Annotated in this window: 17 protein-coding genes and 1 riboswitch; of the genes, 12 read left to right on the forward strand and 5 right to left on the reverse strand. The window is 72.9% G+C overall.

Features of this window, described 5'->3' with window-relative positions; all coding sequences use genetic code 11:
- Positions 1-7: 7 nt before the first annotated feature.
- From IQ279_RS23950 to IQ279_RS23960, 3 genes are all read left to right on the forward strand, one after another.
- Entirely contained in the window at positions 8-1240 is a 1233-nt protein-coding gene (locus IQ279_RS23950) for a cytochrome P450 (RefSeq protein ID WP_206351337.1), read from the forward strand.
- Positions 1241-1263: 23 nt separating this feature from the next.
- Positions 1264-1737 (forward strand): hypothetical protein, encoded by a 474-nt coding sequence (locus IQ279_RS23955; RefSeq protein ID WP_206351338.1) that lies wholly within the window; start codon positions 1264-1266, stop codon positions 1735-1737.
- 295 nt (positions 1738-2032) lie between these two features.
- Positions 2033-2359 (forward strand): MarR family winged helix-turn-helix transcriptional regulator, encoded by a 327-nt coding sequence (locus tag IQ279_RS23960; protein ID WP_241028645.1) that lies wholly within the window; start codon positions 2033-2035, stop codon positions 2357-2359.
- Positions 2360-2443: 84 nt separating this feature from the next.
- On the opposite strand, the gene IQ279_RS23965 is transcribed toward IQ279_RS23960, so the two are convergent.
- Positions 2444-3436 carry an alpha/beta fold hydrolase gene (locus IQ279_RS23965; protein WP_206351340.1) on the reverse strand — a complete coding sequence of 331 codons (993 nt, stop codon included), beginning with the start codon at positions 3434-3436 and terminating at the stop codon, positions 2444-2446.
- A gap of 453 nt (positions 3437-3889) precedes the next feature.
- Here IQ279_RS23965 and IQ279_RS23970 point away from each other — a divergent pair, with 453 nt between their 5' ends.
- A complete protein-coding gene (locus IQ279_RS23970) occupies positions 3890-4273 on the forward strand; it encodes a hypothetical protein (protein ID WP_206351342.1) in 384 nt (127 codons plus the stop codon).
- Positions 4248-6500 carry a caspase, EACC1-associated type gene (locus IQ279_RS23975; RefSeq protein WP_206351344.1) on the forward strand — a complete coding sequence of 751 codons (2253 nt, stop codon included), beginning with the start codon at positions 4248-4250 and terminating at the stop codon, positions 6498-6500. Before IQ279_RS23970 ends, IQ279_RS23975 begins: the two co-directional genes overlap by 26 nt.
- A gap of 96 nt (positions 6501-6596) precedes the next feature.
- On the opposite strand, the gene IQ279_RS23980 is transcribed toward IQ279_RS23975, so the two are convergent.
- Positions 6597-7106, reverse strand: coding sequence for a hypothetical protein (locus IQ279_RS23980; RefSeq protein ID WP_206351346.1), 510 nt, complete (start codon positions 7104-7106; stop codon positions 6597-6599).
- A gap of 25 nt (positions 7107-7131) precedes the next feature.
- On the reverse strand, positions 7132-8199 hold the full coding sequence (locus IQ279_RS23985) for a DNA polymerase III subunit beta family protein (protein ID WP_206351348.1): 1068 nt from the start codon (positions 8197-8199) through the stop codon (positions 7132-7134).
- A gap of 216 nt (positions 8200-8415) precedes the next feature.
- Here IQ279_RS23985 and IQ279_RS23990 point away from each other — a divergent pair, with 216 nt between their 5' ends.
- Positions 8416-8769, forward strand: a complete 354-nt coding sequence (locus tag IQ279_RS23990; protein ID WP_241028646.1) for a hypothetical protein — start codon at positions 8416-8418, stop codon at positions 8767-8769.
- A 165-nt stretch (positions 8770-8934) separates the two neighbouring features.
- Complete coding sequence (gene rox, locus IQ279_RS23995) at positions 8935-10368, forward strand: rifampin monooxygenase (RefSeq protein ID WP_206351349.1); 1434 nt, start codon at positions 8935-8937, stop codon at positions 10366-10368.
- A 218-nt stretch (positions 10369-10586) separates the two neighbouring features.
- Here rox and IQ279_RS24000 read toward each other — a convergent pair whose 3' ends face one another.
- On the reverse strand, positions 10587-12128 hold the full coding sequence (locus IQ279_RS24000) for a fused MFS/spermidine synthase (protein WP_206351350.1): 1542 nt from the start codon (positions 12126-12128) through the stop codon (positions 10587-10589).
- Positions 12129-12461: 333 nt separating this feature from the next.
- A riboswitch (cobalamin riboswitch) is annotated at positions 12462-12646 on the forward strand.
- A 30-nt stretch (positions 12647-12676) separates the two neighbouring features.
- Between IQ279_RS24000 and IQ279_RS24005 the strand changes: the two genes are divergently transcribed.
- The 5 genes from IQ279_RS24005 to nshR all read left to right on the forward strand — a co-directional run bounded on the left by IQ279_RS24005 (position 12677) and on the right by nshR (position 16608).
- Positions 12677-13387, forward strand: coding sequence for an energy-coupling factor ABC transporter permease (locus IQ279_RS24005; RefSeq protein WP_206351351.1), 711 nt, complete (start codon positions 12677-12679; stop codon positions 13385-13387).
- Positions 13387-13818 (forward strand): energy-coupling factor ABC transporter substrate-binding protein, encoded by a 432-nt coding sequence (locus tag IQ279_RS24010; RefSeq protein WP_206351352.1) that lies wholly within the window; start codon positions 13387-13389, stop codon positions 13816-13818. The genes IQ279_RS24005 and IQ279_RS24010 overlap by 1 nt, the downstream gene beginning before the upstream one ends.
- 4 nt (positions 13819-13822) lie before the next feature.
- Positions 13823-14572: a cobalt ECF transporter T component CbiQ gene (cbiQ, locus tag IQ279_RS24015; protein WP_206351353.1), complete on the forward strand. Its 750-nt coding sequence runs from the start codon at positions 13823-13825 to the stop codon at positions 14570-14572.
- The gene (locus IQ279_RS24020; RefSeq protein WP_206351354.1) at positions 14569-15459 is read left to right on the forward strand and encodes an energy-coupling factor ABC transporter ATP-binding protein; all 891 of its coding nucleotides are present in this window, start codon (positions 14569-14571) and stop codon (positions 15457-15459) included. The genes cbiQ and IQ279_RS24020 overlap by 4 nt, the downstream gene beginning before the upstream one ends.
- A 339-nt stretch (positions 15460-15798) precedes the next feature.
- On the forward strand, positions 15799-16608 hold the full coding sequence (gene nshR, locus IQ279_RS24025; protein WP_206351355.1) for an NshR/TsnR family 23S rRNA methyltransferase: 810 nt from the start codon (positions 15799-15801) through the stop codon (positions 16606-16608).
- Between the two features lie 398 nt (positions 16609-17006).
- Here the strand turns inward: nshR and IQ279_RS24030 are convergent, their stop codons facing one another.
- On the reverse strand, positions 17007-18428 hold the full coding sequence (locus tag IQ279_RS24030) for a non-reducing end alpha-L-arabinofuranosidase family hydrolase (RefSeq protein WP_206351357.1): 1422 nt from the start codon (positions 18426-18428) through the stop codon (positions 17007-17009).
- Positions 18429-18894: the final 466 nt, after the last annotated feature.

Raw genomic sequence — 18894 nt, forward strand, 5'->3', positions numbered from 1 at the left:
CAGCCCGATGGACACCGCACAAGAGGCCGACGCCTATCCGTTCCCGCTTGCCTGCCCCTTCACCCAGCCGCCCGAGCTGGCCCGGCGCCGCAAAGAGGCGCCGGTCGCTCCCGTGACCCTGCCCGGCAACGCCTCCGCCTGGCTGGTGACCCGATTCGACGACGTCCGGACCGTCCTCACCGACGAGCGGTTCAGCCGTAGCCCGGTCCGGCAGAACGCGGTACGCGAGCAGCGCCGTGCGGAACCGGCCTCCGGCCCGGGGCAGTTCGACTTCGGTGCCGGGCTGGCCGACCCCGCCGCCCACGCCCGCTGGCGCTCCCGGCTCGGCTCGGTGCTCACTCCGCAGCATGCCGAGTCCCTGCGCCCACGGATCGGGCAGATCGTCGATGAGACCCTGGACGAGATGGCGGTACGCCCCGACCGTACGGCCGAGTTCGTCTCGGACTTCGCCTACCGGGTCCCGGTCCGGGTGCTCGCCGGGCTCTTCGACCTGACCCCGCGGTTGAGCGACCGGCTTCAGGGCTGGGCCACCCGGCTGCGCGGCGCCGCACCTTCGACCGCGGCCTTCGGCGAGGCGATGCGCTCGCTGTACGAGGTCGCCGCCGAACTGGTGGCCAGGGAGCGTGCCGAGCCCGGGCCCGGACTGATCGGGCTGCTGCTCTCCGCTGACCGGGAGGGCCGGGAGGGCACGGGGACGATGACCGATGAGGAACTGGTCTCCACCGTCTTCCTGCTGGCCACCGCGGGATACGAATCCACCGCCGTGCAGTTCGCCAACGGTCTGCTCGCCCTCTTCCAGCACCCGGTCGAGCTGGAGCGACTGCGGTCGGGCTCGGTTTCGATGGCCGCCGCCGTCGAGGAGATCCTGCGCTATGCCCAGGCCGGGACCGGCTTCGCGGGCACCACCTACACCACTGAGGAGGTACGGCTCGGCGATGTCACCCTGCCGCCCGGGGCGACGGTGCTGATCTCCCTGGACTCGGCCGGCCGGGACGAGCGGCGCACTGACCGGCCCGAGGTGTTCGCCCCCTCGCACGGCGCGCCTCACCACCACCTGTCCTTCGGCGCGGGCGGGCACTACTGCCTGGGCGCGTCCGTGGCCCGGGTTGAGCTCCAGGAGGGCTTCACCCGGCTACTCGCGCGGTTCCCCGGACTGCGCCCGTCCGGCGATCCTTGGAGAACCGAGTTCACCCGCAACCTCTTCCACCACTACCCGCGCGAACTCCGGGTGGAGTGGTGACCGGCCACCGAGAGGAAGTCGATATGAGCGACCAGGACGCGTCCCTGTACTGCTCCATCATTCTGTGGGACCTGTCGCGGTCCTCGCAGACGGTCCGCTCCCTGCGCACTTATCTGCGGGACTACGCGACCGAAAGCTATGAGAAGGTGCCCGGCCTGCGGCAGAAGGTGTGGATCTCCTCGACCGGTTCGGAGGGAGAACTCTGGGGCGCGGTCTACCTGTGGGATTCGCAGGAGGCCGCGTACGGCCGACCGCCCGGGGTGTCGCATGTACTCGAGCTGATCGGCTACCGCCCCACCGAGCGCCGCTACTTCGGTGTGGAGGCCGCGGTCACGGGCCTGGACAGCCTGGTGGGCGCGCTGACCGCCGGGGTGGGGATGGCCTTCCAGCCGGGATCTCCCGAGCCGGTGGCCCGTCCGCGGGAGTTTGTGCCGCCCGGCTCCGACGCCTTCATCCAGGCAGGGAAAAACCCAGCCGGCCGTCCGTCCGTCGACTGAGGGACGCATCGGCCCACGCCACCACGGTGGACTGCCCGAAGCCGGACGGCGACGCCGGCATCGGCCACTCCGGCATCTCCAGCCGCGGCGGCTGAACGCCTCGGCCTCCCCGGCGCCGGGGCAGTCATCCGGTGAGTGTGCGCGGGCGCGCCCGGGGCTCGGCCGCCCTCCCGGAGTGCCCGGGGTTCCGGGCGGCCGACGCGGCGGGACCTCCGCCCCGCCCGCTCCGCACGGGTGGAGGCCCGCGCCCGTCCCCTCCCGTCAGCTTCCCCGCGTCCAGGCGAGCGTGATCCGCATGGCGCCGAACCGCCAGCCCGCCGGGGTCCGTACGGCGGTGCCCGCCACTCGCAGGCCGCTCGTGCGGTGCCGCGTCGACCGCAGCGATGTCGTGGCGGCCGTCGGCGAACTGGCCGGGCGGGGCTTCGTCGACCGGACGCCGGACCCGGGCCACGGGCGGCGCAACAGGGTGACGCTCACCGAGGAGGGCCTGCGGCGACTGCGGCACATGGACGAGGTGCTCGACCGGGTGCAGGACGACCTGCTCGGGCCGCTGTCGGCCGAGGACCGGCAGACCCTGACCCGCCTGCTCGGCCGCGTCCTCACCCACCACGAACCGCACTGATCCCCCCGCCCCACCCGTCCGGCGTCCGGCCGCGCGGGTGCGCCGCCCAGGTGGTGCGGGCGGAGCTACGGCAGGGCGCGTGGGTCAGGCGGGCAGGGTGGCGAGCCAGTCGGTCAGCAGGCGGTTGACCTCGGCGGGGCGCTCCTGCTGGATCCAGTGGCCGCAGCCGTCGAGGATGTGGGAGGCCACCAGGCCGGGCAGCGTGGCCGGGTACGCCTCGATCGCGTCGGCCAGCCAGGTCGTGGAGGCGTCCAGGCCGCCGCCGATGAACAGCGAGGGCTGGGTGACGGGGGCGCCGTCGTAGGCGGCGAGGTCCTCCCAGTCGCGGTCCATGTTGCGGTAGCGGTTGAGTGCCCCGGTGAAGCCGGTGCGCTCGAACTCCCCGGCATAGAAATCGAGTTCCTCCTCGCCCAGCCAGGCGGGCAGCCGGTCGGCGGGGAACCGCTCCCGCATCGTCGCGCCCCTGCCGACGAAGTGCGGGTCGGGGGCTCCGGGTGCGGGCATGGTGTCGGCGGACAGGGCCGCGTAGAGGCCCGCGAGCCAGCCGCGCACATCGGGTTCGATCTCGGCCTCGGCGCGGCCGGGCCGCTGGAAGTAGGAGACGTAGAGTTCCTCCTCCCCTCCCATCCGCGCGAAGACCTCGCCGGGGCGCGGCCCGCCGCGCGGGCTGTAGGGGACGCTCAGCAGTCCCACGGCGCGGAAGACCTCCGGCCCGAGCAACGCGGAGTTCGCGGCGATGGGCGAGCCCCAGTCGTGGCCGACGACCACCGCCGTCTCCTCGCCCAGGGCGCGTACCACCGCGACGTTGTCCTCCACCAGGTGGAGCATCCGGTAGGCGTCCGTGGCGGCCGGTTTGGAGGAACGGCCGTAGCCGCGCACGTCGATCGCGACCGCGCGGTACCCCGCCGCCGCGATGGCCGGCAGCTGGTGGCGCCAGGAGTACCAGGACTCCGGAAAGCCGTGGACGAGCAGCACCAGCGGCCCGCTGCCCTGCTCCACCAGGTGGATCCGGCCTCCCGGCGAGGGCACCGACCGGTGGGTGGTCTCCGTGGTGTGTCGCCCGTCGTGCTGCGGCATGGGGCCTCCTCAAGGGCCGTGGGACGCCGACGTGGTGCGGGCCGGTCTTCTCCGGCCCACCGGCGGCTCGGCTCCGATCATGTGGGGGATCCTGCCCGGAGGGCGAGCCCGTTTGCCGGTCCGGCAAGCACGGACCCGGTGGCGGGTGCCGGCACGGCCGGTCGTCCGCGCCCGGTGGTTCCCGGAGACGGATCCGTTCGGGGCACCGGCGAGTTCCTCAGAGGCCGCAGGTGCTTCGTCCGCTTTTCAGATGAGGTGATCGCCGGTCAGTCTCCTGTGGAATGCTGTGGTCGTGGGCGCTGTCCTCCGGAGGACGGCGCCGCCTGCTGGAGTGTTCCCGGGGGGCCATGACCTGTTGGTCCGGGTCAGACCGCGGCGGGGGAGGCGGCGACTGCGCCGAGGCCATCGCCCGGGCGGCCTTCGTCGCGCTCGGCAACGGAAGGTGAGGAAGTCATGGGCGATATGACCACGGGGTCGCTGGTGCTGCGGGTCGTCCCCGAAGCGGACGAGGACGCCGCCGAACTGGATGACCTGGCAGGGCAGCTACGGACCGAACTGCTCGAACTGGACGTGGAGCGCGTCGATCCGCTGGCTGCGGACGACCTGCCCCCGCTGGCCAAGGGTGTGGGCACCACAGTGGGCGCGCTGCTCGTCCGGTTCGGCATCGCGCAGGGCGCGCGTGCCGTGGTGGGCGCCGTCAAGCGGTGGGCGGCGCGCAGCGAGAAGTCGGTGGAGATCACGTTCGGCGAGGACTCGCTGAAGGTGACGGGCATCAGTTCGGAGCAGCAGGACCGACTGATAGAGATCTGGCTTGAGCGGCAGAACATCACTTCCTGAGCTGCCGCCCGGGCGGCGGTCCGCACTCGTCGTCGCCGTGTCCTCGTACGCCGACGCCGGTCTCGCCCGGCTCCGGGCCCCGGCCAGGGACGCGGAGGCGCTCGCGGAGGTTCTGGGCGCCCCGGAGATCGGTGGCTTCGACGTGCGCGGGCTCACCGACCCGACAGCGCAGGAGATCCGCAGCGGCGTCGACGACTTCCTCTCCGGGCGGGGCACGGACGAGCTGCTGCTGGTGTACTTCTCCTGCCACGGTCTGCTCGACGCGCGCGGGCGCCTGTACTTCGCGGGCGCGGACACCCGCAAGGAGCGGCTCGCCTCGACCGGTGTCGAGTCCGGATGGCTGCTGGAGCAACTGGACGAGTGCCGGGCCCGGCGCCAGGTCGTCATCCTGGACTGTTGTTTCAGCGGTGCGTTCGCGCGGGGGACGAAGTCCGGCGAGCGTGATGTGGACCTGGAGTCCCGGATCGTGGGGCACGGGCGGGGACGGACCGTTCTGACGGCCTCGCGGTCCCGTGAGTACTCCTTCGAGGGCGAGAGCCTGACGGGGATGGCCGTTCCGGAGGGCTCGGTGTTCACCACGGGTCTGGTCGACGGGCTCCGTACGGGCGCCGCCGATGCGGATGGCGACGGGTACATCTCGGTCGAGGACGCGTTCGACCACGCGTCCGCGTATGTGGTGGAGCGGGGAGCCAAGCAGACACCGCAGCGCTGGGTGTTCGGAGGCGAGGGAAGGATCTGGCTCGCGCGGGCGGCGGTGCGTGCCGCTGCCGGGGACGATCTGCCCGAAGCGCTGAGGATGGCGCTGGACAACCCGCTGCCCGCCGTACGCGTCGCCGGCGTCATGGCACTCGGCGAGTGGCTGTCGGAGGGGGGCGAGGCCCGTTTCCGGCTCGCCCGGCGGTACCTGGAGCGCATCGCCGCGACCGACGACCCGGCGGTCGCGCGGGCGGCCCGAGCACTGCTCCCCCCGCCGGAGGCGGCGAGCCCGGCCGCGGCGGCCTCGCCGCGGCGGAGGCCCGCACAACCGCGTGTGGTGCAGCCACCGCCGCGACAAGACACACGCCTGTCCGTGGTGCAGCCGCCTCCGCAAGGGGCCGCACGATCACATGTGGCGCCCTCGCCCTCTCCCCCACCAAAGAAGGCTGCCGCCGGGCCGGGTCTCCTGCACACTCTGCCGGTCTGGGACACCCCCGATGACCGGGGACAGTTGCGGTGGATCAGCGGCATGGCTGTTCACCCCACGGCACCGTTGGTCGCCGTCGCGACCAACAGGGAACCGCAGCAGCACGCCGATGGCGGACCACCGCAGCTCTGGGACCCCGTGGAAGGCCGCCTTCTGCACACCCTGCACGGTCATGACGATCCGATCCAGGCGCTCGCCTTCAGCCCCGACGGGGACTTTCTGGCCACTTCGAGCTACGAGGACGTACGGATCTGGGACGCTCACCACTGGCGGCACCTGCTCACCCTGACCAACGAGCTGGGTCTCACCTCCTCCGGACAGCTCGCCTTCGCTCCCGGCGGTCGGCTGCTCGCCACCGACAAGTCCGACGGCACGGTCCAGATCTGGGAGTCGTCGAGCGGGCGGGAAGTGCTCAGAGTCGGCCGGGACACCCACGGACGCTACCCGCGCGTCACGGTGCTGGCGTTCAGCCACGACGGGCTCGCCCTGGCCATAGGGACCGACAGCGGGGTCGTGAGGGTCCTGGATGTCGCCTCGGGCAGACAGCTGCTGCGGTCGAAATGCCACGGGGGCTGGGTGACCGGACTCGTGTTCGGTCCTGGTGACCGGCAGTTGGTCAGCACCGGGAGCGTCGACGCCTCCGTCATCCTGTGGGACACCGAGAAGTGGCGCGCACTGCGGAAACTCCAAGTCGGTGAAGGTGGTGTGGGGGGTGTCGAGTTCAGCCCCCACGACGGACTCCTTGCCGTCAGCACCGGACTCGACGTACGCCTGCTGCGGCCGGACACCGGACAGCATGTAGTCACGCTGGGTGAAGAACTCGGCGACGCCACCGAGGTATTCGCCTTCAGCCACGACGGCGGGCTCCTGGCCTGCGCGGGTGTCGGCGGTGAGGTGGGTGTCTGGGACGCACGGAACAAGTGGCGGATGCACCGCCTGACAGGTGGTCATGAGAGGAAGGCCACGCACCTGGGCTTCACCCCCGACGACCGCCATCTCATCACCGGCGGCAGCGACAGCGTCTGTGTCTGGCGAGTGTGCTGAGAAGCCGTTGCCCGCGACACATCCGACAGGTGAACACCGGGGACCTCCCTGCGGAGCGGCGCCGTCCCCTCGTGGCAGGGGCGCGCTGTCCGTGCGTCATGCGGTGGGGTCCGGGGCGGAGGACCGCCTGGCGGTGTCCCGCCGGGTGATGGCCTCGGCCACCTGCTCGACGGCGGTGCGCAGGGAGTCGCCGTAGGGTCCCTGGGGGAGGCCAGGGGTGTGCCCGCGGGCCGCTTCGATGTGCTCGGCGGCGGCCTCGAACGAACCGAGCCGGCGGTAGTCGTCGGCGAGGTTGAGGTGCAGGGAGGGGTAGAAGGCGGCGATGCGCAGACCGGCGTGGTGCTCCTGGAGACGCTGCTCGGTCACGGCGTCGGCGGCGTCCAGGGCCCGGACGTCCCAGGCCAGGGCCTGGGCGGGGTCCTGGTGGAGGTCCGCCAGGTGGTGCGCGAGGGTGCAGCGGTGCAGTGGGTCGCCGGCGGGGCCGATCGCGGACCACAGGTCCAGGAGTCTGCGGCGGGCGGCCTGCGCCTCGCCGCTCTGTCCTTCGGCGACGGCGGCGCCGATGGCCTCCATGGTCGGGTCGGGGGTGGCGGGGGTGGCGGTCATCGGAAGGGCTCCTCGTGGTTGTCGGTCAGGCGTGGTGGCCGGGGCCGGCGGGCATGGCCCAGGTGGTCAGGTCGCCGCGGTCGGCGGAGCGGACCGTGACGGGCAGATCGGTCCCGCGCAGGTCGAGCATCACGTCGGGGCCGATGGCGGTGCTGACGGCCGGGTAGAGGGTGGTCAGCTCGAAGAAGACCCGCACCTCCCCTCCTGTCACGGTGGCCGGGAGCAGGGCGCCGGGGTGCCCGTCGGCAGCCGGGAGGACCAGGCCTTGCCGGGTGGCGTGCAACTCGATCCGCCCGCCGGGGTGTTCCTCCAGTGCCCGCAGCAGCGCGTCCTTCCCCACCGTCATGCGGGTGGTGGCCTCCGGCAGGGAGGCGAGCATCAGGTGGTGGTCGGGGAACTCCTCCCTCAGCACCCGGCAGTGCCGGTCCTCCCGTCCCGCCATGCGCAGCCGGACGCCGTACGGTGTCGCCTCGATCCGCACCAGCGGGCTGCGGCGCATCTCGCCCGCCGCGGCCCGCAGTTCGCCGCCGTCGACCGTGGCGGCCCAGGCCGTGGCCGCCGGTTCGGCGGGGACGAGTGTCCGGGTCGAGAGCCGGTACCGGTCGGTCGCGGTCAGCGCGACCGCCTCGGCGGTCGCCTCGATCCGCAGCCCGCCCAGCACCGGCAGTCCCGGATCGCACACGGTCGCGGTCAGGACCTGCTCGACCGCGTCGGCCAGTACCGGCCCCTTCAGCGCGGTGACCGGCCGGCTCGGCACGCCGTGGAGCGAGGACTTGAGCGCGGCGGCTTCCCTCCGTACCGCCGCCGCGTCCCCGAGGATCTTCGCGACGTGCTCGTCGATCAGCCGGGACGCCTCGCCGGGCCCGGCGTCGAGCACCGCCTCGGCGGTGGTCAGAGGCATGGCGATGCGGCGGAGCCGGCGGAGGGTGGTGGCCCGTGGCACCTGGTCGGCACCGTAGTAGCGGTAGCCCGAGACCGGATCGGTCTCGGCGGGGGGCAGCAGCCCGGAGTCGGCGTAGAACCGCAGCGCGCTGGGGGTCAGACCGGTGCGCTGGGCGAAGACCCCGATGGGCATCAGCTCGGAATTCGGCACCCGGTCATCGTCGGGCTTCAAGCAGGTCGAAGGTCAACACCGGGCGCGGAGTGCGGGGAAAGGGGCGAGGGATTCAGGATCGGGCGCCGACGACGAGGTTGCTCGCGCGCGGGGACTCCACCAGTGCGGCGGACGCGGTGGCACTGGAACGGCACGGACGGCTGCCCGGCTCCCCACCGACGTTCACCGTGAGCGGGCGCGAGCGAGACGGAGGCCGTGTGGGAACTGGCGGAACACCGTTCGGTGTTCATCGAACGGCGGCCCGAGCACGCCGGCCACGCCCTGCACACCGTCTTCGTCGACGACCACGACACCCTCGTGGCCGGTATCACCGCCCGGGACCTGGAGCCGGCCAAAAGGGAGGCCTGCCTGAACGGCGTCCGCAAGGTCACGTACCGCGATCCGGAGGGGAACGGGCTCGGGCTCGGGTTCGGCGGCGCTCCGCTCCGATCGCGGGCGGCTCGCACGGCCGACCCGCACGGCCGACCCGCACGGCCGACCCGCACGGCCGACCCGCACAGTCGGCGCCCGGCGAGGCGGGAGATCCACCCCGCCACCTTCAACCTATAGCGCACCGGGGGCCTTGCGGCAAGACCCGGTTCTTGCCGCAGAATCGTCGCCCTGGGCCGGAAACCGCACAAACGACGTGTTTCGCGGGTTATGCGTGCCATTGTGCGCTTATGCGACGCACGGGGCAGCCGGTCCTGGACCGATTCTCTTCACAGGGGGACTTCCGTGATCGACGTGATCATCGCCGGCGCCGGGCCGACCGGTCTGATGCTGGCCTGCGAGCTGCGGCTGCACGGTGTGCGCGTGGTGGTGCTGGAGAGGGAGGCTGAGCCGACCGGGGTCGTCCGCGCGCTCGGCCTGCATGTGCGCAGCATCGAGGTGATGGACCAGCGCGGCCTGCTGGACCGGTTCCTCGCGCACGGCAGGCGGTACCCGGTCGGCGGCTTCTTCGCCGGCATCCCCAAGCCCTCGCCCGAACGCCTGGACACCGCGCACTCGTACGTCCTGGGCATCCCGCAGCCGGTCACCGACCGCCTGCTGGCCGAGCGCGCCGCCGAGCTGGGCGCCGAGATCCGGCGCGGCCGCGAGGTGACCGGGCTGGAGCAGGACGAGGAGGGGGTGACCGTCGAGCTGGCCGACGGTACGCGGCTGCGCTCGCGCTACGCCGTCGGCTGCGACGGCGGCCGCAGTACGGTGCGCAAACTGCTCGGCGTCGGCTTCCCCGGCGAGCCCGCCGGGGTCGAGACGCTGCTGGGCGAGATGGAGGCCACCGAGGACCCGGCGGTGATCGCGGCCGTGGTGGCCGATGTGCGCAAGGCCCAGCTGCGGTTCGGCGTCGGGCCCGTCGAGGAGGGGATCTACCGCGTCGTCGTCCCCGCCGAGGGGCTGGCCGGGGACCGCACCGTCCCGCCGACGCTGGAGGAGGTCAGGGAGCGACTACGGGCGGTCGCCGGCACCGACTTCGGTGTGCACTCGCCGCGCTGGCTCTCCCGCTTCGGCGACGCCACCCGGCAGGCCGAGCGCTACCGGGCCGGCCGGGTGCTGCTGGCCGGCGACGCCGCCCACATCCACCCCCCGGTCGGCGGCCAGGGCCTCAACCTCGGCATCCAGGACGCCTTCAACCTGGGCTGGAAACTGGCCGCCGAGATCACCGGCTGGGCGCCGAAGGGGCTGCTGGACAGCTACCACGACGAACGGCACCCGGTGGCCGCCGACGTACTGGACAACACCCGCGCGCAGATGACTCTGATGTCCACCGACCCCGGCCCGCGGTCGGTGCGCCGGCTGGTGTCGGAACTGATGGACTTCGAGGAGGTCAACCGGCATCTGACCGAGAAGATCACCGCGATCTCGGTCCGTTACGACCTCGGCGGGGGCCACGGACTGCTCGGCCGGCGGCTGCCGGACGTGAAGCTGGGGCGGGGCCGCCGCCTGTACGAGCTGATGCACGGCGGACGCGGGCTGCTGCTGGACGGGACCGGCCGGCTGTCGGTGGCGGGCTGGGCGGACCGCGTCGACCATGTCACCGACGCCGGAGGGGAGTTGGCCGTGCCTGCGGTGCTGCTGCGGCCCGACGGCCATGTGGCGTGGGCGGGCGGGGAGCAGTCCGGGCTGCTCGACCACCTGCCCAGGTGGTTCGGCCCCGCCACCACCGGCTGAGCCGGGGGTCCGCCGCCTGGCGGGGGCTCAGGCTCCGGCGGACCGGGGGGCGTTTGCGTCCCCGGCCCGCTTCCCGGGTGCTGTACGCGGGGTGAGGGGGAAGGACAGGGTCATCAGCGCGGTGGCGACCACGGGCACCCAGCCGACGCCCGCGACACCGGCCCGTACCGGCCTCCCGTGCCGAGCGGGGCCGCAGCCGTTCCGGGGACCCGCCCCCATCACCGGCCGCCGCGTGGGCCGTAGGGCTGGAGGAGCTGGTCGACGGGCGCGTAGTCGTCGGTGAGCGGCCGGGCGTCGCCCGTCCAGGAGGCGAGATCGCCACCGGTGACGACCTTCCAGCCGGTCCGCCGGGCGTCCAGCTCTTCCTGGACCGCGCGCGGATCGACCGGCCGGCCGGAGGCGAGCACCACCAGATTGCCGCCGTCGGCGGCGGCCGGGCCCAGGCCGATGTCGGCGGGTTCACCGATCAGGGCGACGTGCCCGAAGACCTCGCCCAGGGTGGCCACCTCGGCGCGTGCGAAGGCCAGGCCGCCGTGGTCGATGAGGTTGGCGACGTACACGCCGTCCTCGTCGAGCACCCGCCGTACCTCGGTCAGCGCCTCCACCGTGGTGAGGTGCCAGGGCACGCTGACGCCCCCGAAGGCGTCGCCGACGACGAGGTCGCGGCCGCCGGTCTCCAGCCGTCGCAGGCCGAGCCTGCCGTCCTCCACACGTACGTCGACACCGGCTTCGGAGCCCAGACCGAGCCGGTCGTGGTCGATGCGCACCACCCCGCCGTCGATCTCGGACACGACGCTGCGCGTCCCGGGCCGCGTGGCCGCCAGGTAGCGGGGGAAGGTGAGCCCGCCGCCGCCCAGATGGTGGGCGGCCAGCGGCTCCTGGCCGGGAAAGGCCGCGTCGACCACCGACGCGATGGCGCGCACATAGGCGAACTTCAGGTAGGTCGGGTCCTCGAGGTCGACGTAGGAGTGCCGCAGGCCGTCCAGGACGAGTGTGCGGCCGCCCTCCCGGTCGGGGTCGGCGACGACCCGTGCGCAGTGGTACCTGGTCTCCGCGTCGCAGCCGCCGGGCGCGACCGTGGCGGCCAGGCCGCCGGCGAGGACCGCCAGCGCCAGGGCGGGGGCGCCGCTCCATCCGCGCGTCCGCCACTCGACCAGCGCCGAGCCGGCCACCAGCAGCGCGCCGAGACCGATCAGGATGCCGCTGACCGGCAGCCGCGACACGAGGACGAAACCGGTCAGGACGGTGCCGAAGATGGCGCCTGCGGTGCCGACGCCGGACAGCCGGCCCACGACCGTTCCGGTCTCGGCGAGGGTGGTGAGACGCAGCTTGGTCACGATCGGCGTCACCGCGGAGAGCAGCGCGCCAGGCACCAGGATGGTCAGCGACGCGATCGACAGCAGCACGGGCGGTGCCCACTCCGCCGTGGTGCGCAGCACGGCGGGGGTGAGCGCCACCACAGCTCCCGACACCCCGAGCGAGGGGCCCAGGAGCCTGCGCGGGTCGACCCGGTCGGCGATACGCCCGCCCAGCCAGGAGCCCAGCGCGATCGCGGTGAGGGCTATGCCGATCACCATGGTGCTGGTCTCCAGGGTGAGACCGAGGTAGGGGGCCAGCAGCCGCAGGGCGGTGATCTCGACCACCAGGACCGCGGCCGAGGAGCCGAACACGAGCACGGCGGCGGCGCGGGAGCCAAGACCGCGACCGCGGGGCGCGCTCTGGGCGACGGGCGGGGAAGACGATTCGGTCACATAGGACATCCTCGCACGCGGCGCACCGGCCGAACGGCCATCGCCGGAACCCCTGTTGCCCAGAGGCCCAGAGGCCCAGAGGCCCGGAGGCCCGGAGGCCCGGAGGCCCGGAGGCCCGCCGACGGCGCACGAGTCACCGGGCGGAGCCGTCATGGCCACCGCCTCCCCCTCCGTACCCCGTCGTGGGCCTGCCCGTCCAACGGCCCGGACCCGCCGCCGTCACGCCGCGCACCGGCCCGGTCCGCGGCACCCGCCCGCACAACGCGTTCCGTGCCGGCGCAGACCCTGTCGTCCCGGGCCAGTACGCGAAGAAGGGCCTGCTTGCCAACGCTTCCGCGCGCACTACTGTCGCCACGCCTTGGTGAACGGGAAATCCGGTGCGATACCGGTGCGGCCCTCGCCACTGTGATCGGGAAGTCCGGTTCCAGCCCTCGCGGGCGGCCACTGGGTCCTTCGGGGCCCGGGAAGGCGGAGCCCGGGCGGTGGTACCCGTCAGCCAGGAGACCGGCCAGGGCGCGTCAACCATCCACGAGGTGCTGGAGAGGATCTGTCCGGTCATGCACATAGCCGAGGGCTTCCTGCCCCCCGCGCACGCGGTCACCTGGGGCGCCGCGTCCGCTCCGTTCATCGTCCACGGAGTACGCCGTCTCACCCGTGAGGTCAGGGAGCACCCCGGGAGCACCCTGCTCCTGGGCGCCTCCGGGGCCTTCACGTTCGTCCTGTCGGCCCTGAAGCTGCCCTCGGTGACCGGGAGCTGCTCGCACCCCACCGGCACGGGACTGGGGGCCATCCTGTTCCGGCCGCCGATGATGGCGGTGCTGGGCACCATCACGCTCCTGTTCCAGGCTCTGCTGCTCGCGCACGGCGGCCTGACCACGCTGGGCGCCAACGCCTTCTCGATGGCGATCGCCGGCCCCTGGGCCGGATACGCCCTCTACCGGCTGCTGCGGCGGTCCGGCGCGCCGCTGATGGCGGCCGTCTTCTCCGGCGCCTTCGCCGCCGACCTGTCCACCTACTGCGTCACCAGCGCGCAGCTGGCGCTGGCGTTCCCCGATCCGGTCAGCGGATTCTGGGGCGCGCTCGGCAAGTTCGGCTCCATCTTCGCCTTCACGCAGATCCCCCTCGCGGTGAGCGAGGGGCTTCTTACGGTGTTCGTGATGCGGCTGCTGGTGCAGTCCAGCCGGGGTGAGCTGACCCGGCTGGGCGTGCTGGTGTCCGGCGGGCGGGCCGGGCAGCGCAAGGCGTCCGGCAGCGGGGCGGTGGCGTGATGAGCGGGAACACGAGGATCGACGCCCTGCTGCTGCTCGCCGTGGCCGCCCTCGCGGTCCTGCCGCTGGCCCTCGGCCTCGGCGACCACAAGGAGGAACCGTTCGCCGGCGCCGACGCCGAGACGGAGACGGCGATCACCGAGATCGAGCCGGACTACGAGCCGTGGTTCTCCCCGCTGTACGAGCCGCCCTCCGGTGAGGTGGAGTCGGCGCTGTTCGCCCTGCAGGCCGCGCTCGGCGCGGGCGTTCTCGCCTACTACTTCGGCCTGCGCCGCGGGCGCCGCCAGGGCGAGCGGCGGGCCGGGTCACTGCGGGAGACACAGCCGGCGGCCCTGCCGGAGCCTCTGCCGGGGGCGCGATCGGGAGCGGGGCCGGAGGAAGCCGGGGGCACCGCGGAAAGCGCCGGGGAGACCGGGACCCGGGGAGCCTGAGCCCGTGCTGCCGATCGACGTGGCGGCGCACGGCAACCGCTGGCGCCGCCACCACCCCGTGGACAAGGCCGTGCTCGGCTTCGGCCTCACCGCGCTGGCGCTGTTCCTGCCGCCCTGGCCGGGCGCGGCCCTGGCAGCCCTCACCGCGCTCGCCGTGCTGCTGGGCCCGGCGGGCGTGCCCGGCCGCGGACTGTGGCGCGCCTGCCGGGTGCCCCTGGGTTTCTGTGTGACCGGCGCGGCCGCGCTGCTCGTCCAGGTCGGCGGTCCGGAGGGGCCGCTGTCCCTCGCCGACGACGGCCCGGCCCGCGCCGGGGAGCTGCTGCTGCGCACCTCGGCGGCCTCCCTGGGCGTGCTGCTGTTCGCCTTCACCACCCCGATGTCCGACCTGCTGCCCCGCCTGGTGAGGGCCGGCGTACCCGCGCCGGTCGTGGACGTCGCCCTGGTGACGTACCGGATGAGCTTCCTGCTGCTGGATTCGGTGCGCCGCGTCCGCGAGGCGCAGGCCGCCCGGCTCGGGCACACCACCCGGGCCGCGGCCTGGCGCTCCCTCGCCTCCCTCGGCGCCACCGCGTTCGTACGCGCCTTCGGCCGGGCCGCCCGGCTCCAGGACGGGCTGGCCGGGCGGGGCTACGACGGCACCCTGCGGGTGCTGGTGCCCGAGGCGGGCGTCTCCGCCCGCTTCGCCTCCGGCAGCGTCGCGCTCCTGGGCGCCGTGACCGCCCTCACCTTCGTCCTGGAAGGACAGCTGACGTGAACGAGCCGGCACTCGTGGCCCTGCGGAAGGCGTCCTTCTCCTACGAGGACGGGCCGCCGGTGCTCAGCGGCCTCGACTTCGAGGTGCGCGAGGGGCGCACGCTCGCCCTGCTGGGCCGCAACGGCAGCGGCAAGACCACGCTGATGCGGCTGCTGAGCGGCGGACTGCGTCCGGACACCGGCGAGTTGCTCCTCGGGGGCCGGTCCGTCGCCTACGACCGCAAGGGGCTGACCCGGCTGCGCACGACCGTCCAGCTCGTCGTGCAGGACCCCGACGACCAGCTCTTCGCCGCGTCCGTCGCCCAGGACGTCTCCTTCGGGCCGCTGAACCTCGGGCTGCCGGACGCCGAGGTGCGGGCGCGGGTCGACGAGGCACTGACCGCCCTGGACATCGGCCACCTGGCCGACCGTCCCACCCATCTGCTCTCCTACGGCCAGCGCAAGCGGACCGCGATCGCCGGGGCGGTCGCGATGCGGCCGGAGGTCCTGGTCCTGGACGAGCCGACCGCGGGGCTCGACCCGGACGGCCGCGAGCGGCTGCTCGCCACCCTGGACGGGCTGCGCGAGGGCGGGACGACGGTGGTGATGGCCACGCACGACGTCGACCTCGCCCTGCTCTGGGCCGACGACGCGGCGCTGCTCACCCCGGACGGGGTCCACACCGGGCCGGCCGCCGCGATGCTGGCCCGCACCGGCCTCCTCCACCGGGCGGGGCTTCGGCTGCCCTGGGGCATCGCGGTGGAACGGCTGCTGCGGGCGCGGGGCCTGGTCCCCGGCGCCGCCACCGGCCCCCGTACCCCGGAGGAGCTGGCGGCGCTCGCGCACGCTCACGCCGACGGTCCCGGCCCCGGTTCCGGCCCTGGCCACGCCCCGACGGCCGACGCCTGACGGGCGCGGGCGCGGCGGCGCGGGAACGGTCCGCCGCGCACCGGGAATCCGGCGGCGCCCGCGGCGGCCTGAGCCGCTCGCGGGGCGAACAGGACCTTGCTACCGTGAACCGTACTGGCTCGACGCGGCACGCGGAATGTATGATCCGGGCGAATACGCGGCGCGCGGGAAAAAAGCCGCGCGGGCCTCGGGCGGGAAAGTGGGGAATCCTCCGGACAGCAGCGAATTCCCCTTGCGTATGCAATACCCGGTCGCCGCAGTCATTCGCGGGCCGTCGTCACGCAGGGCTTCACACCCCAGAAAATCGCGCCATCGAACACAGCAGCCGGCAGGACGACCATGACTGAGTTGGACACCATCACCAATCCGTCCGATCCCGCGGTGCAGCGGATCATCGACGTCACCAAGCCTTCCCGATCCAGCATAAAGACGACACTGATCGAGGACACCGAGCCCCTCATGCACTGCATCTCGGCGGGTGTGGAGTTCATCGAGGTGTACGGCAGCGACGGCACGCCCTTCCCGCCCGAGTTGCTGGAGCTGTGCGGGCGGCGGGACGTACCGGTCCGCCTCATCGACTCGTCGATCGTCAACAAGCTGTTCAAGGGGGAGAGGAAGGCCAAGGCGTTCGGTATCGCACGCGTTCCCCGACCGGCGCGGTTCAGCGACATCGAGAGCCGGAACGGGGATGTCGTCGTTCTCGACGGGGTGAAGATCGTCGGGAACATCGGCGCGATAGTGCGAACGTCGCTGGCGCTCGGGGCGTCGGGGATCATCCTGGTCGACAGCGACATCACGAGCATCGCGGACCGGCGCCTGCAGAGGGCCAGCCGGGGCTACGTCTTCTCGCTCCCCGTCGTCCTCTCCGGCCGCGAGGAGGCCATCGACTTCATCCGGGACAGCGGAATGCGGATGATGACGCTCAGCGCGGGAGGCGACCTCTCCGTCAAGGAACTCGGGGAGATCCCCGATCGGCTGGCCCTGCTGTTCGGCAGTGAGAAGGGCGGGCCTTCCGAGGTTTTCGAGAATTCGTCCTCCGCCTCGGTATCGATCCCCATGGCCGGCACGACCGAGTCCCTCAACGTGTCCGTCTCCCTCGGTATCGCGCTGCACGAGAGGATCAACCGGAATCTCGCGGCCGGCCGATAGCCGGCAAGCGCCTCCGCTCCCCGGGCACCCGGCTCCCGGTCTCGGTCCGCGGTGCCCATCGCGACGCGAGGCCGGTGCCCTGCGGGCCGTCGGGCACCGCCGCCCGTGTGGTCGGCTCGTACACATGGCGGGGTTCTGGAGCCACGGCCGAGGCCGGCGCGGATATCCGGGCACGGAACAGGGCTGAGCCGACGGGCCGCCGCGTCCGCGACGCGGACGCGGCGGCCTTTCCCCTCGGACGGCGGTCCGGCGCCGGTGGGGGCGGTACTCCCGGCGTGAGGGGGGGCCGGCACGGCGTCCCCGGCCGGGGCTCCTCGCGGTGGTGGGTGCCGGTCGGCGAGCGGGGTCACCCACGTCGCGGACCGCACCGCATCACGCGCTCACCGGGGAACGGGAGGTCAGCGCCGCAGGGTGAGGACGCCCGGCCGCCACGGCAGCCGGTTGTAGTCGCCGCCCGCGGCCGGGTCCTTGCCCTGGTAGAGGAACCGCAGGTTGCAGGGGTCGATGGTCATGGTCTGGTCGGGGTTCTCGCGGACCAGGTCACCGTGGCTGATGTCGTTGGTCCAGGTGGCGCCGCTGTTGGCCTTGCCCGCGAAGGGGTTGCTCTCACTGGTGGCCTGCGGGGTCCACGAGCCGTTCAGGCTGGAGGCCGTGAAGGAGCGGAAGTAGCGCCCGTTCGCGCCCATCGCCTCGACGATCATGAGGTACTGGTTCTGGCCCTTGACCTTGTAGACCTGTACGCCCTCGAACAGGTTGGCCTTCGTGTCGCTCATGATCGTCGTGTACGAGGAGCCGAAGCTGCCCGGGAAGTTCCCGAGCGGCATGCTCGCCCGGTAGATCTTGCCGTTGTCACCGGCGAAGAACAGGTACATGTTCTTGTCGTCGGCGATCAGGGTCTGGTCGATCGGGCCGGTGTCGGAGCCGGAGATGCTCCCGGTGAACAGCGGCTGTGGGGAGGACCAGCCGTTGGGGTCGGCGGGGTCGCTCGACGTGCGGTAGATGAAGGGCCACTGACCCCACTGGTACGCCAGCACCCAGATGTTCCTGGGCGCGAAGTAGAACAGCGTGGGCGCCACCGCGGCCTGGTTCATCCCCCGCTGGCCGGCCGACGCCATGTCCGACCAGTTGGTGAAGGGGCTGAACATCATCGAGCCGTACGACCCCGAGTAGTTCGTCCCGTAGACCAGGTACCTGCCGTTGTGCTTCACGGCGGTGAAGTCCTTCACCGCGGCCCACCCGTGGGCCGGCTGCGCCAGCGCACCCGTCGACGTCCACCGGTACGTCGAGGGCAGGGAGCACGTGCCGTCCGTCGGCGGTGTCCCGGACAGGCCCGTCCACTTCTGGTTGTCGCCGCCGTTGCACGTCCAGATCTGCACCGCCGTGCCGTTGGCCGTCCCCGCGCCCGCGGCCTCCAGGCACAGCCCGGACTCCACGCCGACGATCGTGCCGTCGGAGTTCACCCGCCACTGCTGGTTCGCACCGCCGGAGCAGGTCCAGATCTGCACCCGGGTGCCGGCCTCGGTGGCGTGGCCGGGGACGTCCAGGCACTTGTCGCCGTACACGGTCAGCCGGTTGTCGTCCGTCAGCGTCCACTGCTGGTTGCTCCCGCCCCAGCAGTCGTAGATCTGCAGTTGTGTGCCGTCGGCCTGGTCGGCGCCCAGCACGTCGAGGCAGCGGTTCGAACCGACGCCGCGCAGGGCGCCGCTGTCGGCGGCATGGGCCGATGGGGCGGCGAGCATCGCCGCCAGCGCGGCCAGGGCCGCGACCGCGGCGGCGAGCGCCGCGGACGGACGCCTGCGGATGGAACTTCCTCTGTACACGGGGACTTCCCCAACCTTGAGTGGATGGTTCCGGTCGGCCTCGCCGGAGGCCGGCCGGACTGCCGGTGTGCGTGCGGTGTGCGTGCGGTCCCGAGGGCGGGCCCGGGCGTGACCGCCGGGGGAGCCGGGTCGGCCGGTGGGATGTCCTGCCGCTCAAACGGTGGTGCGGCGACGACGCCCAGCCCCTCCGGCATGGCCACGGAACCCGTCCAAGGCCGTACTCGGCGCGGGAGGACCGCGCCGGCGGCGAGACCGGTCGGTGGTCGCAGGCATGCGGCGGAAGAAGGGTTCACGAGGCCGTGGCATACGCATGCGCCAGGCTCCTTGCGGCTCGGCGTTCGTGGGGGGCGCGACCCGGAGATGCCCGTTGTGCGGTGAGCACCTCCGGTGTGTTCGAAATAACGAACGATGGTCGAAGTGTCGAGCAATCTGAATGATAGGGAACCGGCGGACGACGTCAACACCT

Origin of the sequence: Streptomyces verrucosisporus, from assembly GCF_017114865.1 — a bacterium.
In the GTDB taxonomy this organism is placed as follows: Bacteria; Actinomycetota; Actinomycetes; order Streptomycetales; family Streptomycetaceae; genus Streptomyces; species Streptomyces fenghuangensis.

Excerpts from the sequence above, each read along its gene's own strand:
- IQ279_RS23950 (WP_206351337.1), top strand. The coding sequence starts at position 8 with ATGGACACCGCACAAGAGGCCGACGCCTATCCGTTCCCGCTTGCCTGC.
- IQ279_RS23955 (WP_206351338.1), top strand. The coding sequence starts at position 1,264 with ATGAGCGACCAGGACGCGTCCCTGTACTGCTCCATCATTCTGTGGGAC.
- IQ279_RS23960 (WP_241028645.1), top strand. The coding sequence starts at position 2,033 with ATGGCGCCGAACCGCCAGCCCGCCGGGGTCCGTACGGCGGTGCCCGCC.
- IQ279_RS23965 (WP_206351340.1), bottom strand. The coding sequence starts at position 3,436 with ATGCCGCAGCACGACGGGCGACACACCACGGAGACCACCCACCGGTCG.
- IQ279_RS23970 (WP_206351342.1), top strand. The coding sequence starts at position 3,890 with ATGGGCGATATGACCACGGGGTCGCTGGTGCTGCGGGTCGTCCCCGAA.
- IQ279_RS23980 (WP_206351346.1), bottom strand. The coding sequence starts at position 7,106 with ATGACCGCCACCCCCGCCACCCCCGACCCGACCATGGAGGCCATCGGC.
- IQ279_RS24000 (WP_206351350.1), bottom strand. The coding sequence starts at position 12,128 with ATGTCCTATGTGACCGAATCGTCTTCCCCGCCCGTCGCCCAGAGCGCG.
- IQ279_RS24005 (WP_206351351.1), top strand. The coding sequence starts at position 12,677 with ATGCACATAGCCGAGGGCTTCCTGCCCCCCGCGCACGCGGTCACCTGG.
- IQ279_RS24010 (WP_206351352.1), top strand. The coding sequence starts at position 13,387 with ATGAGCGGGAACACGAGGATCGACGCCCTGCTGCTGCTCGCCGTGGCC.
- nshR (WP_206351355.1), top strand. The coding sequence starts at position 15,799 with ATGACTGAGTTGGACACCATCACCAATCCGTCCGATCCCGCGGTGCAG.